This window comes from Pseudomonas sp. AAC, assembly GCF_000725445.1.
Classification (GTDB): Bacteria; Pseudomonadota; Gammaproteobacteria; order Pseudomonadales; family Pseudomonadaceae; genus Pseudomonas; species Pseudomonas citronellolis.
Genome location: NZ_KL647097.1, coordinates 68,968 through 83,438 on the forward strand (window position 1 = coordinate 68,968; position 14,471 = coordinate 83,438).

At 62.6% G+C, this 14,471-nt stretch carries 13 protein-coding genes; all 13 read right to left on the minus strand.

Annotation, left to right across the window (positions count from 1 at the left end):
- Positions 1-53: 53 nt before the first annotated feature.
- Positions 54-845 carry an SDR family NAD(P)-dependent oxidoreductase gene (locus FG99_RS14010; protein WP_043270474.1) on the minus strand — a complete coding sequence of 264 codons (792 nt, stop codon included), beginning with the start codon at positions 843-845 and terminating at the stop codon, positions 54-56.
- Between the two features lie 75 nt (positions 846-920).
- Positions 921-1,796, minus strand: coding sequence for an SMP-30/gluconolactonase/LRE family protein (locus FG99_RS14015; protein ID WP_043270482.1), 876 nt, complete (start codon positions 1,794-1,796; stop codon positions 921-923).
- Positions 1,797-1,872: 76 nt separating this feature from the next.
- Positions 1,873-2,364 carry a VOC family protein gene (locus FG99_RS14020; RefSeq protein ID WP_043270485.1) on the minus strand — a complete coding sequence of 164 codons (492 nt, stop codon included), beginning with the start codon at positions 2,362-2,364 and terminating at the stop codon, positions 1,873-1,875.
- A 15-nt stretch (positions 2,365-2,379) separates the two neighbouring features.
- Positions 2,380-2,739, minus strand: a complete 360-nt coding sequence (locus FG99_RS14025; RefSeq protein ID WP_177330906.1) for a DUF4286 family protein — start codon at positions 2,737-2,739, stop codon at positions 2,380-2,382.
- Between the two features lie 113 nt (positions 2,740-2,852).
- Positions 2,853-3,380 carry a nuclear transport factor 2 family protein gene (locus FG99_RS14030; protein ID WP_043270486.1) on the minus strand — a complete coding sequence of 176 codons (528 nt, stop codon included), beginning with the start codon at positions 3,378-3,380 and terminating at the stop codon, positions 2,853-2,855.
- Between the two features lie 53 nt (positions 3,381-3,433).
- A complete protein-coding gene (locus FG99_RS14035) occupies positions 3,434-3,907 on the minus strand; it encodes a VOC family protein (RefSeq protein ID WP_043270487.1) in 474 nt (157 codons plus the stop codon).
- Positions 3,908-4,128: 221 nt separating this feature from the next.
- Complete coding sequence (locus FG99_RS14040; RefSeq protein WP_177330907.1) at positions 4,129-5,469, minus strand: MFS transporter; 1,341 nt, start codon at positions 5,467-5,469, stop codon at positions 4,129-4,131.
- Complete coding sequence (locus FG99_RS14045) at positions 5,466-7,940, minus strand: efflux RND transporter permease subunit (protein WP_043270489.1); 2,475 nt, start codon at positions 7,938-7,940, stop codon at positions 5,466-5,468. The genes FG99_RS14040 and FG99_RS14045 overlap by 4 nt, the downstream gene beginning before the upstream one ends.
- 51 nt (positions 7,941-7,991) lie before the next feature.
- Positions 7,992-9,104: a WD40/YVTN/BNR-like repeat-containing protein gene (locus tag FG99_RS14050; protein WP_043271479.1), complete on the minus strand. Its 1,113-nt coding sequence runs from the start codon at positions 9,102-9,104 to the stop codon at positions 7,992-7,994.
- Between the two features lie 43 nt (positions 9,105-9,147).
- The gene (locus FG99_RS14055) at positions 9,148-10,515 is read right to left on the minus strand and encodes a DUF1329 domain-containing protein (RefSeq protein WP_043270491.1); all 1,368 of its coding nucleotides are present in this window, start codon (positions 10,513-10,515) and stop codon (positions 9,148-9,150) included.
- Positions 10,516-10,526: 11 nt separating this feature from the next.
- Complete coding sequence (locus FG99_RS14060) at positions 10,527-12,170, minus strand: DUF1302 domain-containing protein (RefSeq protein ID WP_256204855.1); 1,644 nt, start codon at positions 12,168-12,170, stop codon at positions 10,527-10,529.
- A gap of 717 nt (positions 12,171-12,887) precedes the next feature.
- Positions 12,888-13,799 carry a LysR family transcriptional regulator gene (locus tag FG99_RS14065; protein ID WP_043270492.1) on the minus strand — a complete coding sequence of 304 codons (912 nt, stop codon included), beginning with the start codon at positions 13,797-13,799 and terminating at the stop codon, positions 12,888-12,890.
- A 16-nt stretch (positions 13,800-13,815) separates the two neighbouring features.
- The gene (locus FG99_RS14070; RefSeq protein ID WP_043270494.1) at positions 13,816-14,430 is read right to left on the minus strand and encodes a glutathione S-transferase family protein; all 615 of its coding nucleotides are present in this window, start codon (positions 14,428-14,430) and stop codon (positions 13,816-13,818) included.
- Positions 14,431-14,471: the final 41 nt, after the last annotated feature.

Sequence of the window (14,471 nt, forward strand, 5' to 3'; positions counted from 1 at the left end):
CACGCCCCGTAGCGTGCGAGTTTCCCCTCGAAGCCTGTGCCGCGCATGAAGATTCATGCCCTGGAGTTCCAGATGATGCCGGACATGCCACCGTCTACCGCGATGTCCGTACCGGTGATGTACGACGCCCTGTCCGATGCAACGAACAGCGCCGTTTCGACGATCTCCTGCGCCCGGGCGGGTCGACCTAAAGCCGCATGCCGCCACAGCGGGCGCGCTACCGGCAGACCGTGCTCATCCAGCGTTGGCGACGGCAGCGCGTCCGGATTGGCAATCAGGCCGGGGCTGATGCTGACCGCACGAATGCCGTGCGGCGCGCCCTGGGCCGCGAGCATGCGCGTAAGCGCCTGTACGCCCGCGTTTGCCGCACCATGGGCAACAGCGGAGAAGCCTGAGAGTTCGCGATGGCCGGCAATCGATGACACGCTGACAATCACGCCTTTCTTCTGCTTGAGCATGTGCGGCCAAACCGCGCGAGCAGCCACATAGGCAATGGTCAACTCGTTGCGGATCGTGAAGTCCCAATGCTCGATCGAAGCCTCGTCGAACGGAGCGATGGCGACACCCGCGGCGTTGTTGAAGAGAACGTCGATGCGCCCCCAGCGCGCCATGGCTTCGCCGGCCCAGCGTTGCGCCTCGACAGGGTCGGCCAGGTCGAGCGGCTCCAGCGAAAACATCTCGCCCCCCGCCTCCCTCACCCGCCTGCAGGTCTCCTGGGCCCGTTGGGTCGCGACATCGCAACCGAGGACTTTCGCACCGGCGCGGGCAAACATCTGGGCGGCTACCTGCCCCATTCGCCCGCCGGTTCCTGATATCAGCACGACTTTGTCTTTGAACTCTGCCATCGCAGCGATCCTGTAGGTGGCCCGTGGTGCTGGCGGACGACTTCGCCCGGCAGCACCGACCAGGTGGGCAATCGGTCAGCCGCCGAAGCGCGGCTCCGGCAGGCCTTTCACACCCAGGCCATGGATGGCGAAGAGGCTGCCACGCATCACGTTGTCGCCGGGGTAGCGAGGCAAGGGAGGCGTGGTCATGGACGTGACAAACAGGGTGTCCATGTCCGGGCCTCCGAAGTTGACGCTGGTGACCTTCTTCACCGGCATCTCGATGACACGGTCCAGGCTGCCGTCGGGTGCATAGCGGCACAACTGGCCCGCGTAGACGTGGGCGTTCCAGAGGAAGCCTTCGGCATCGACGGTCGAGCCGTCAGTGGCAGTCGTGGCGCTGAAGCCTTCTTTGGTGAAGGTGCGGCGGTTGGCGATGGCGCCGGTTTCGAGGTCGTAGTCGTACTTCCAGATTTCTCCGGAGAAGGTATCCGAGAAATAGAACGTCGCCCCGTCAGGGCTCCAGCAGGGCCCGTTGGAGATCGCGAATCCCGCATCCAGGGTGTGCACCGACAGATCGGGGTCGACGCGGAACAGCGTACCGTCCGCGAAGCCCTCCCGGGTGTCCATGCTGCCCACGATAAAGCGCCCTCGCGCATCCACCTTGCCATCGTTCAAGCGGTTGTGGGGTTTGTCAGCCTCGGGGTGGGCGATCAACTGGATATCCCCGGTGTCGAAGTCGAGGAAATGCAACCCACACCCCAGCGCCACGATTGCGCCGCCGTCACGACGCAGCGCCATGGAGCCGATAGTGTCGGGCATATCCCACGAGCGAACCTCGCGGCCATCGGCGGTACAGCGAAAGACACGGCCGCTGATAACGTCGATCCAGTACAGGCGCTGCTCTTGCACGTCCCATAGGGGACCTTCACCGATGGTCGTCTTAACATCGACCAGAACCTCGATCCGCATCTTAACTCCTGGATTCCATTGAATTGGAAGTGGCAATCCGACCAACGCTGAAGCCTGTTATCGAACGGTGCCGAACTTATGCCTTTGGCGGTTCGGCAATGGTGATGAACACGCCGTAGGGGTCCTTGAAACTGAACCAGGTCATGGTCAGGTTGCCGCCAGGTTTGCGGATGATGATGTCCTTGGGCGCACAAACGACTTCGACGCCGGCATGGACGCGAATCTTTTCAAATGCCTCCCCGGCATTTTCGACCAGCAGTGCCAAGCGGGTGATACCCACCTGGTTCATCAATTCATAAGGGCCGTCGCCAATGATGGTCGAGGGTTTGCTGTACTCGATCAGGTTGATTTCCGTGGCGTGTTTCGGATCGGCGCCGGCGGTCAGGATATGGTGCGCATAAATACTGATTTCGTCTTCGGCAAACCCCAGGAGCGGGCCATCCGCTTCGTCGGTGCGGGTTTCGAATGTCGAAACGAAACCCAGCACATCACGATAGAACTTCAGGGCCTGGTCGACGTCAGGCACGGTAATGCAAACATGCAGGAGTTTTTTAACGAGTGCGCTCATGGCAGTTACCGTCCTTTATACATTCCAGGCGTTGGTCAGGTTGTAGCGTGTCGCCCACTGGACGTCGTAAGCGCTTTCGCTCCAGGTCTTTTCCTTGTCCACACCGGCTTCAGTGCGCGCCTCGCTGTTCATCCAGGCCTCGAACTTCGCCTGATTGTCGAACTCATAAATGGTCAGATAGGTCGGGCACGGCTGCGTGGCAGCCCCCACGTGATAGGTTTCACCGGCCAGTTTGAAGCGGGTGACCTTCTTGACAAAGTCGCCTTTCAACAACATGGGCACATGAACATCGTCATACCAGGCATTGAACTTTTCCTCATCCTCCGCCTTGCAATTGATGCCAACCATCCAAATAACCGTCTGATTACTCATCATTCATACTCCCTGCAAACTCTTAACCTTCCAGACAACAAACAATGGAAGTCCGGGCAAAACGAACCCCTGCCCGCCTCTATCCAATATCGAAGCGGGCGAGGACTTCGCCTTGCTTATTTCTTCCTGGCAATTGCCTCGAAGTATCGGATCTTCCCTTGTTCGCGATAACTACGCAGCGTATGGGTAGTCATCACCGGGTGCTGTTCGTAGGCCGGCTCGGGAACCTTGGGGTTGCCTGTCCAGGAAATCAGCCGGCACACGCGATGGCTGATGCGCCAGCCCTTGTCGGTACGGACCAGGACATCGTCATACCAGCCACGGCCCACCCAGTCGGGACCGCCCACCGCCGTGTCGCGCGACAGCAGCCAATCGCCATAGGTCAGTGCATAGGCGGTGTCGCCGTCGACGTGAACGCAGGACCCCGTCATGGTGTGCATGTGGTTGGTCAGCGTTTCGTGGAAGTCCTTGAAGGCGAACTTCAGCGCGCCAACAGACTTCCAGACAGCGCCTGCCGGGCCGAAGTCGGCATGGACATCCTCGGTGAACACCTCGTCCAGCAAGTCCCAGGCATGGCTATCGAGCGCCACGCCATAGAGATTGATGACCTCGATGATTTCAGACTTGTCTTGTGTGACACTCATTTAAAACCTCCGGACTGAAAGCCGCACTCGCTCGGCCTTTTGAAACTGACGAATTATTTGCAGTACTCGATGACTTCCAGGATGTTTTCGAAGGGGTCTTTGAAGGTCAGGATCTTGAATTTACCGCCGGTCGGCGCAATCACCACTTGCGGCTCGCAGAGGAAAACGATGTCGCCACGGGCCTTGAGTTTCTCATAGATGGCATCGGTGTCGTCCACCCCGAACGCCATGCGGTTGATACCGGCATGGTTCAGCGGCGCGGCCGGGTTCTTGTTGACAACGGTCTTGGGCGAGACGAACTCGATCAGGTCGATGACGGTCGCGTTTTCCTTGTCCTTGCCGACCAGGTGGTCGGCATGGATTTCAATGATCTGCCCCGGGAAACCGAGGATTTCGCCGGGCGCTCTTTCGCCCCGCAGTTTGCCGATGGACTCCAGGCCAAGCACGCCACAATAGAATTGGAGTGCCGCTTCGATATCGGCAACGGTGATACATACGTGAAACAGACGGTTGATATAGCGATCCATGGTTTTCCTCAATTTCAGGGTTGTTTTAACTTCAATTGCTATTCGCGTGAAACCAGGTCAATGAGCCCCAGGTCCCTCCTTGTCAATTCCGCAAGCGACTGTTCTTGCATCGTTGAAACACTGCTATCTCGAATGCGAAAAAGCCGGGTTCGAACCTGCGTTATCCAGGCAACAATAACGGGGCGAACAAACCAGTATTAAACTTTCACCAACGGCAACTGCTACCTTGGCTGCAAGGGAACTTCCTTCACCAGCCAGAACGCAGCGAGGGCCACCAAACCCGGGGCTGCCATGCAAACCAGGATAATCGGCACACTGACTCCGGCCGCCAGCATGAAACCGGCAATTGCCGGGCCGACAATCGGTCCCGCCCGGCCAATGGCGTAGATGACTCCCATTGCCGATGAACGGAAGTCCATCGGGTATAACGAGCCGACATAGGGCAACAAGATGCAGGTGGCGCCCATTGCCGTGAACCCGGCAAAGAACATGCAGATCAATGCGGCAAGCGGATTCTGGACAACGCCAATCAATGCGATCGAAACGAACAGGATCGGCATGTAAATGGCGAATACGTTCCTGTAACCGATCCTCCCTGCCATCCATCCGGCCAATGGCGTGGAGATGAAGTTGCTGCAGGTGAATACCAGGATGAAGCTGATGCCCGTGGTCATCGAATAGCCGCGCTGAACCATCAATTGCGCAATCCAGGTCGTCAGGGTGACCGCGATCATCATGATGCAGAGCATGCCGATCCCCAGGAACAGGGTGTTACGCGCATAGCCGCCCTGGAACAGGCGCTTCAAGGGCACCTTGGCCGCCGCTGGTTCGTTCAGCCGGTAGTCGTCGTCGGCCCTGGGCACGAACTGTGGGTCGGCCTTTTTCAGGACCTTGCCAATTTCCTCGCGCCTGCCCTTCTTCAGCAGAATCGACATCGACTCGGGCAAGCACACCAGCGCAATGGGGACCAGCCCGATGCAAACGCCGGTTCCGAGCAATATCACCCGCCAGCCGAAGATCGGTAGAAACGCGATGGACAGCAACGCCGAGAGCAACACGCCCACCGAGATGCCCGTATAGGACAGGCTGGAAACCATCGCCTTCCACCGGCCCGGGGTGTATTCGAAGACCAGCGCCACGGCAATCGGAACGATGCCGGCCAGGCCGAAGCCCGCGATGAAACGGTAGATGGCGAAGTCGACGAGCCCCTGCGCCAGGCCACACGCGGCAGTGAAGGCAATGAACAGCGTCATGCCGATGAGCATCATCCGCTTGCGGCCGATGGCATCGGCTGCCACGCCGAAGACGATGGCCCCGCCCACGGCCCCGACATGCCCGACGCTCGCAAGAATGCCGGCCTCGGCGGGGCCCATCCGCATATCGGCCATGATGGCCGGAAGCAAGGTGCCGAACAGCGCACTGTCGATGCCGTCGAACACGATCGCCAGGAAGCAGATCACCGCCACCTGCGCGCTGAATGCATTGAAGTTGCCGCCATCGATAACCCGGGTGACGTCGACTTGCGCTCTGGCCGCCAGCGGCGCGCTCATCAAATCATTCATGGCAGGCATCTCTCATATACCAGCTTGTTGGTCTGGCTCGGCGTGATGGACGCCGGTGCCGAGGTGTGGGCCGCCGCATCGCTCGCCGCGACCGTCGAACCTTCGTGCGCGCCGGGCAGCAGATAGCGCGCCAGGGCCGGTATCAGCACCAGCGCCCCGAGCATGTTCCACAGGAACATGAAGGCCAGCAGCAGGCCCATGTCCGCCTGGAACTTGATGCTGGAGAAATGCCAGGTCGCCACTGCCGCCGCCAGGGTCACGCCGGTCAGCAGCACCACCCGGCCGGTGAACTGCAGCGCGGTGGCATAGGCCTGTTTCAAGCTGGCGCCGGCGCGCATGCGGGCCAGGGTCACGCTCAGCACGTACAACGCGTAATCCACCCCGATGCCCACGCCAAGCGCGATCACCGGCAAGGTCGCCACCTTCACGCCCATGCCCAGCAGCACCATCAGCGCCTCGGCCAATACCGAGGTGAGCATCAACGGCAGCATGGCCACCAGCACCGCGCGCCAGGAACGGAAGGTGATGAAGCACAGCAGCGCCACGGCCCCGTAGACCATGAACAACATCTGGTACCAGGCCTTGTGCACCACGATGTTGGTGGTGGCGTCGATCCCCGCCGAGCCCGCCGCCAGCAGGAAGGTGGCGTCCTGGTCATTGTTTTTCCGGGCGAAACGCTCCACCAGGTCGACCACCTGCTGCAGGGTTTCGGCGCGGTGGTCGCGCAGGTAGGCGTAGACCGTCAGCAGGTTGCACTCTTCGTTGTACAGTTCGCGCGGTGCTCGCGCGGTAATGGTGTTGAGCATGCTCTGGTTGCTGGGCAGGTCGTACCACAGCGGGCTGCCCTCGTTCATGCCCACCATCAGGCGCCGTTGCAGCCGCGCGATCGACTGGGTGGACTCCACGCCGGGCAGGTCCATCAGTTCCCACTCCAGCTGGTCGACACGGCGCAGCACATCGTATTGGCTGCAACGCCCATCGGGGGTCTTGACCATGATGGCGAACAGGTCGTTGCTGGCGCCGTAGTTTTTCGTCAGGTAGTTCACGTCGCGGTTGTAGCGCGAGTCGGCTTGCAGCTCCGGCGCCCCGGGGTCCAGGTCGCCGACCTTCAGTTGGGTGCCGACGGCTACGCCCAGCACCGCCAGAACCGCTGCCGTGGCGATCGCCAGCGCGGCGCGGCGCCCCTCGGTGAAGCGGACCAGCCAGACAAAGAAGGCGCCACTGTGCCCCGCCGCAGAAACCGATTCCCGCTGCACGGCGCGCTCGGCGGCCTTGCGGCTCACCCCCACGTAGCTCAACAGCACGGGCAGCAGAATCAGGTTGGAAATCACCAGCACCAGTACCCCCAGGCTGGCGGCGATGGCCAGTTCACGGATCACCGGGATGTCGATCATCAGCAGCACCGCAAAGCCGACGGCGTCCGCCAGCAGCGCGGTAAGACCCGCCAGGAACAGGCGCCTGAAGGTATAGCGGGCCGCTACGTAGCGGTGCATCCCACGCCCGATGTCCTGCAGGATGCCGTTCATTTTCTGGGCGCCATGGCTGATGCCGATGGCGAAGATGAGGAAGGGCACCAGCATGGAATAGGGGTTCAGCGAATATCCCAGCAGCGGCAGCAGGCCGAGCTGCCACAGCACGCCGGTCACCGAGGTGATGACCACCAGCGCCGTGCTGATCAGGTCGCGGTTGTACAGGAACACCATCGCGGCACAGATGGCCAGGGCGATGAAGAAGAACCCGATCACCTCCTGCATGCCATCCATGAGGTCACCGGACAGCTTGGCGAAGCCGGTGATGTGGATGGCCACCTCGTCGCTGCTGTACTTGGCACGTATCTGTTCCAGCCGATCGGACAGCGCGGCATAGTCCAGCGGCTTGCCGGACGCATCGTGCTCCAGCAGTGGCACCTGGAGGACGCTGGAGCCACCGTTGGCCGCCACCAATTGGCCGATTTCGCCGGAGCGCTGCACGTTCATGCGCAGCTCCTCGATCTTGGCGGGCGAGCCGTCGTAGTGCGCCGGGATCACCTGGCCGCCATCCAGGCCATCCTCGGTCACTGCCGTCCAGCGGACGTTGGGCGTCCACAGGGACTTCATGAACGCCCGGTCCACCCCCGGCAGCATGAACACGGCATCGTTGATCTGGCGCAGCGTGTCGATATAGCTCGCGTTGTAGATGTCGCCCTTGCGGGCCTCCACGGCGATCCGCAGCGAGTTGCCCAGGCCGGTGAGTTCCTTCTTGTGCGCCAGGTAGTTCGCGATGTACGGATGGTTGGTCGGAATGGTCTTTTCGAAGCTGGCATTGAGCTTCAGGCTCAACGCGCTGAAGCCGAGCAGGATCGTGACCAGTACGCACAGCAGCAGGACCAGGACGCGGTGGTTGAAAACGGCGCGTTCCAGGCGCGAGCCCGAGCGCGGGTTGAAGTCTTCGAGCCGGCAGGCCGTCGTCTCGCTAGGTGTCACTGAGGTCATGGTGTTGGACTCGTAGTGTGGCGCGTCGCCTGAACGTGGAAATGAACGCCGTCAGCCTATTCGGGCAACCCCGCCCAGGCTGGTGGCCACCAGGCCACCATCCGCGGCTTCGGCCAGGGAGGTCAGGGGATCGCGTCTTGCAAGCGGCTGCTCGGTGAAGTGGGCGCCTGCATCGCGGCTTACGAGAAGCCGCCCGCCCTGCGCCAGCAGCGCCACCCGGCCATCGCGCAATTCGAGGCTGGACAGAACCGTCAGTGGCGCCGGCAACTCGACCGGGGCAACGCTCGCGCTGCCCGGCTCGATGCGGCACGCGGCGCCCAACAGGCCGGCGAACACAAACCCGCCGTTGTCCGTGGCAGTAGCGGCGAACAAGGTGCGCTCGGAAGGCGATGCCAGTGACTCGAAACTGGCGCCATCGTCACGGCTGAGCATCAGCACCCCTTGCTCTCCCGCAACCGCCCAGGTCTTGTCATGGCGGGCGATCGCATACAGATGCAGGCCCATGGGATTGGGCAGGCGGTGCCGGCAAGGCGTCCATGTCTTGCCGCCATCGTCCGTGGTGGCGGCCAGGCCGAACGCCCCCACCACCATTCCGCGCAAGGCGTCCGCAAAGCAAATCGACAGCAGGGGTTTGTCCGGGCCGTCATCCAGCAGACGCTGGGCATCCCGGATGCGCCGATCGCGCTCAGCCTCGCCATCGGGCAGGGCCTTGGCCTGGGCCAGTGTCGCTTGAGCGAGAGCCACGCCATCAGTCTGAATGACCCAGCTTTCGCCACCGTCAGAGGTATGCAGCACAACACCGCCGTGGCCGGCGATCCAACCCTGACGGGCATCGGCGAAGCTCGCCGAGGTCAGCGTTACGCTGACCGGCACACGGGCCTGGCGCCACTGTCGCCCGCCATCGTCGGACAGCACGACCACGCCGCGCTCGCCGATCGCCACCAGCCGGTCACCGGCCCGCACCACACGGGTCAGCACCGCGTGTGGCGCCCGGGGAGTCAGGGTGGACGGTTGTCCCAGCAGCCCTGTCGTGACTGCCGAGGCGAAAGCTACCGTAGAGGACGCTAACGTGGGAGCCAGCATCACCTGCAGGCCCAAACCGACGCCCAACAGCAGCAACCCTCGACGAGCCCCGTCCACGCTTTCGTTGTTGTTGTTCTTCATACTGGCCATCCCATCAGGTTCATCGCTCAAGCTTGGTACAGCCCTAGCGTATGCCCTCTCCAGCAAGCGATTCGGGGGTGAAGATCCGGTCCGGCAGGGAGGCCTTCAGGTCGACTTGTCGTTCGCGGGGGAAATAGGCGGACGCGAAATAGCCACCGCCGATCAGGTCGTAGGACATGTAGCCCGCCACGATGGTCCCTGGCGCCGCCGGGAACACCGTCGGCAGGTTGTACGTCACCTTCCAGAGCTGCCCCTGGGCGTCCCAACGCTCTCCCGCGACGGCGATCCAGGTGTCCTCGTCCAGGTACACCCGCAGGCGCGGGATGACGTGCCGCTGGCCTTGCTTGAGCGTACCTTCCACCACCCAGACCCGATGCTTCTCGAAGCGCACGAAATCAGGGTTCACGGTCTGCGCGGACATGACCTGGTCGAGCGATGTCGCCTGGTGGTAGCTGTTGGTGTTGTACGGCACGTACATTTCCTTCTTGCCCACCAGCTTCCAGTCGTAACGGCCGATGGAAGAGGAGTACACCTCGACCTCGTCGAAGTTGAGGATGCCGCCCGCCACCGGGCTGGGCACGTCGCAGCAGGTCAGCGGCAGACGGCGGACGCGACGCTGGCCGGTCAGGTACACCCAGGTCTTGGACTCGATGTCATTGATGTTGACGCGCTGCAGAAGAATCTCGCCGGCGCGGATCGGCGGCCCGGAAGTGTCTACCCGGCGCACTACGATGTTGGAGCCCGCGGCCTGCCATTTCTCCAGGTTGCCGTTGGGGTCGTAGTACGGGAACGAGCTCTTGGCGACGTTCTGCGAGACCGGGATCACCTTGCCCTCGGGGGTGACGCGCGCCAGGCTGGGCTCCGTCTGGTAGCCGGGGCTCGTCCACCGCAGCAGATGGTTCCAGATGGCCTCTTCGCCATTCTTCGGAATCGGGAACGGCACACCGCCGTAGGCGCCTTTGGGGAAGGGGCCGAGCTCGCCACTGGGATCCATCGTCGCCCGGGTGGCGTTGGCGAAGGTGTTGTCATAGACCCACTGCGGGGCCGCCGCGGTGCGTCGGGTCTGGAACACCTGGACGTTGAAGGTCGGGAAGCGCTTCAACAGGCCCAGGGTGCCTTCGGTCAGCTTGTCCTTATACTGCTCTGCGTTCTGCGCCGTGATGGTGAGTATGGGCTTGTCCTTGGCGAACAGGTTCGGAACCGCCGCCGAAGTCTGCGAAGCATCGGCCGGATAGCCGCCGTCCCACGCCGGAATCGACCCATCCTGGTTGCCGGCTCGCTCTGCGCCCAGCGGGGTCAGGGTGGTCTTGAGTTTGGCCGCTTCTTCAGCCGTGACTGCGGCCTGGACCGTCGGTGCAGCCAGGACTGCGCACGCCAGGGCCAGCAGGCTCATGCGAGTGAAAATGGTCATGTGATGTTCCCTTAGAAGGTACGACGCAGCGACACCGAGACGAAATCTCGATCTTTCAGGGTCTGGGCGAAGGTGTACGTGCTGTTGACGGCGGGATCGGTAGACGAATACACGGCGGTATTTCCAGCGCCGTAGTAGTGGGTGTAGGCCAGCGAGAAGTCCCACACGGTCAGGTAGTTGCCTGCCAGGGTGAAGGTCATGTCGCCGCCGTTGTCAGGCCCCATGATGACGACGGGGGACTTGCCATGGTTGTAGCCGACGGTGATGGAGGGCGTAAGGTCCAAGCCGTCCAGCACGTTGCGCTGCGGGATTGCATACAAGGCGCGCACCGCTGCGGCACGTCGATCCAGCTCCGGGTCCATGGCATTACAGTTGCTGGTGCAACTGGTCAGCTGGTTGTATGCCACTTCCATGCTGAGGCTGGGTTCGTCAGACATGAAGTTGCGCGGCATCGACCAGATCATGGACAGGTTGGCGTGGGCCGTATTGCCGATGGCGTAGAACGCGTGGTTGTTGTTGTCCGCCGGTTGCGTTCCGACCTCCTGCGGCAGGCTGGTCAGCGGCGTGTCGCGGCGCACCGAGAGCTCGCCGGCGAAGTTGACCGTATCCACGGTAGTCGTGGCGCTGATGCCATAGGCCTTGATGTCCTCCGGATATACCCACTGGAAGGTGCCGAACCCGGCTCCGGGAACATTGGTCCGCCCTGTGTGGGAATAAGCCACTGGCGTCTTGGCGTGGAAACGGATGGCATAGATGCCGAACTCCCAGTCGCCCAGCTGCGAACGCAGGCCAAGGCCATACTGGCCGTTATCGCTGGCCTTGATGTCCGGGCCACGCGACAGGCCGATACCGGGTATGCCGGGCGCGAAGCGAATGCGCTCGCCGCCATCGCCGAGGAAGTCATTCACCGAGAAGTAGCTGCCGGCGGCAGGCAGGCGGGTGGCGTCCCACTCGTACTGGTAGTAGCCCATCAGGGTCAGTTTTGGCGAAAACTGGATCTGGCCGGAGAACTGGCCCACCGGCATGATGATTTCCTTGGTGGTCGAGCCCGGCACCGAGGCTGCCTTGACCGCATCCACCGGCGACTGGGTACCGGCAATGGCGTTGGAGCCGAAGAACAGGCTCTCGCCCCACAGCACCGTGTGCTGGCCCAGGCGCCCACTTACGCGAGCGCTGCCGACGTCGGCGCCACCGAAGACGAAAGCGTCCAGGAACTCGGCCTTGCGCCCGTGCAGCTTGCGCGTGTCATCGGTGAACTTGTTGTAAGGTACGGACAGCGCGTTGCTGGTGGCGGGAGAGTCGTTGTCGTTGCGCTGGTTGTAGACGTCGTCGTACCAGGCCGCCCCGCTCACCCGCAGACCGAAATCGTCGCGGTAGACCAGGTCCATCTCCGACAGCAGGTCGAGCCGGTTGGAGATCAGCCGGCCGGCCTTGAAGTTAAGGTCGCCGTCGTTGCCGTTGAGCGCCGCGGGGCCCCCTTTGCCACCCGCGGGAGGGGGCGCGAACTCGGTCAGCTTGTCGTCCGGGTTCTTCACGCGCATACCGGCGGAATACTTGACCGTGTTGTCCCAGCGCAGCTTGAAGTCGGGGTTGCCCACATCGATCGGCGCGGCCAGCGAATAGCCGGCAGCCAGAAGGCTGGTGATGGCAACCACGGATCGAAGGCTTTGGCGGTATAAGTCGTCTTGCGGCACTGCAAATCTTATTTTTATTGTTTGCATCATCGTCACCTAGCGAGATTGTTTGACGCATGAACTCCGATTGCTGGCCTGCCCATGAACACCGGCCAACCACAGCGATCTGAAAAACCTCCCCATGATTTGTGTGGTACCCGGCTTTGCTTCATCGCACGAGCCGATCGGAGTGCAGCCAGCACAGAGCCCCGGTTGGAAGAGTGATTCCTCGCTCAGCGAGGGCCGCGCATCTGTGTGAGGCCGAGTATAAGTAGCGACTTTTCGGCAGGAACAATGATTAATCCCGCTGCACCGCAGCCGGTTTTTTGATGGTCGAAGCGGTGCCACGGCCAACAGGGCGGCTGGGCAGATCGTCTTCCCCACGGGTCCGGTTTGGCGTCTATCCGACGGCCCTTTTCCCCGTGCCAGGAAGGCCTCCAGACACGAGCCGACGGGCTCGCGGTGCAGTGGAAGAGCGTGAAAGTCCATGCGCGCGAAAAGCCCGGCATGGGCATCGCTTCGAGTGCAGGCTCACTACAGGAAAGGGCGCGTGCCCTGCGAGTTCGGTGCGCTGTTGCAGCGCCACAGACAGGGGCGCAGCTCACCTGTGGAGGTGGCGACGCCGGGAGGCGCCGACCGAGCGAATGAGCGCGACGGGAGCGCGCCCAAGGTGCCGTTGCGATATCACCCAACCAAGCATCAATGAGCCGCCAGGGCTCCACCCTCGTCCACGCCGGAAGCCAGGTGCATCGCCATCCTGTCGAACAGCAGCTTCACCCGCGTCAGTTCCAGCCGGGCGGCCGGCACCATGATCTTCACCCAGCGCTCGACCAGCGAGAACGCCTCCAGCACAGGCACCAGTTCCCCGGCCCGCAGGGCATCGGCCACCACCGGCAACGCCAGTTGGACGATCCCATGGCCATCGCGGGCGGCGGCGCACAGATAGCCTTCATCGTTGGTGATGAGGACGGGGCGCACGTCCACTTCCACCCGCCCCTCCGGCGAGTTGAATCCCCAGATGGGCCCGGCGATGGAAAACGTCAGGCAGGGGTGATGGATCAGCTCGCGAGGATGCGCCGGCGCAGTACAGCGGGCGAGGTAGGCCGGGGCCGCGCACAGCAGCCGGGGAAAGGGCCGGAGCACCTGCTCCACCACGTCCGAGTAGGCCATCTGGTCCATCCCCACCGAGATGTCGAAGCCCTCCTCCGCCGGATTGCCGCCCCTGTCGGAGGCGACGATTTCCAATTGCACCAGCGGGTGCTCTGCGCGGTAACGGGTGAACAGTTCACCCAGGCCCTGACGGATAAGCACGGCCGGGGCCTTCACCCTGATCGGGCCTTCGATGCTGCCGGGGCTCAGGATCGCGCCGCTGGCCATGTCGTTGTAGGCGCGCAGCAGCTGGCGCGAGTGGACCAGGTAGCTTTGCCCCGTGTCCGTCAGCGTCAGCCGCCGGGTCGAGCGATCGAACAAGGTGGTTTTGAAGTCCCACTCGAGCTCGTCGACCCGCTTCATGATCACCGACGGCGAGGTATACAACGCACGCGCGGCGGCTGAGAAGTTGCCGGTGTCGGCGGTCACGACGAAAGCCTTCAACTTCAGCAGCATGTCCATGGCGCAGCGCTCGGTATCAGGTGGTGAGTTCGGACTCGACGGCGCGGCGAATGTGCGCCTTCGACCACAGGCGATCATGGTGCGCCTGGCAACCCGGGCCCAACGAGCCGATGCCGTTGAGCACACACCAGTGTTCGAGGTAGAAGAGCGCAAAATCCGCGATGCTCATCTTCTCGAATAACCAGTCCTTGCCGGCGATCTGGCGTTCCGCCCGGTCGAGCCCGGCCTGGAAGATCTTCAGCCCCTGGGCCCTTACCGCCGCGTGATCCGCTTCGCTGGGGGCGAACTTCTCGGGCCGACGAGCGCGAGTGTAGCCTTGCATGTGCACGGTAGACACCAGGTATTCGGTCATTTCCAGCACGCGGATCTCGCCTTCGATATCCGTCGGGATCAGCTCCCGGTCGGGATTGATGCGCGCCAGGTAGAGCGCGATCACCGGGAACTCGGTGAGCAGCGATCCGTCATCGCGGATCAGCGCGGGAACCTTGCCCTTGGGATTGACCTTCGTGTACGCCTCGAACTCCGGCGTGCCCGGACGCGCGGCCTTCTCGATCTCGAACGGCTTGCCGATGTCGGCGAGCAAGGCATGGATGCCGATCTGGCAGGCGCCCGGCAGGAAATACAGCTTCATAAGACACTCCATGTGCAAGGGGGAATCGGGTTGGCGAGCGG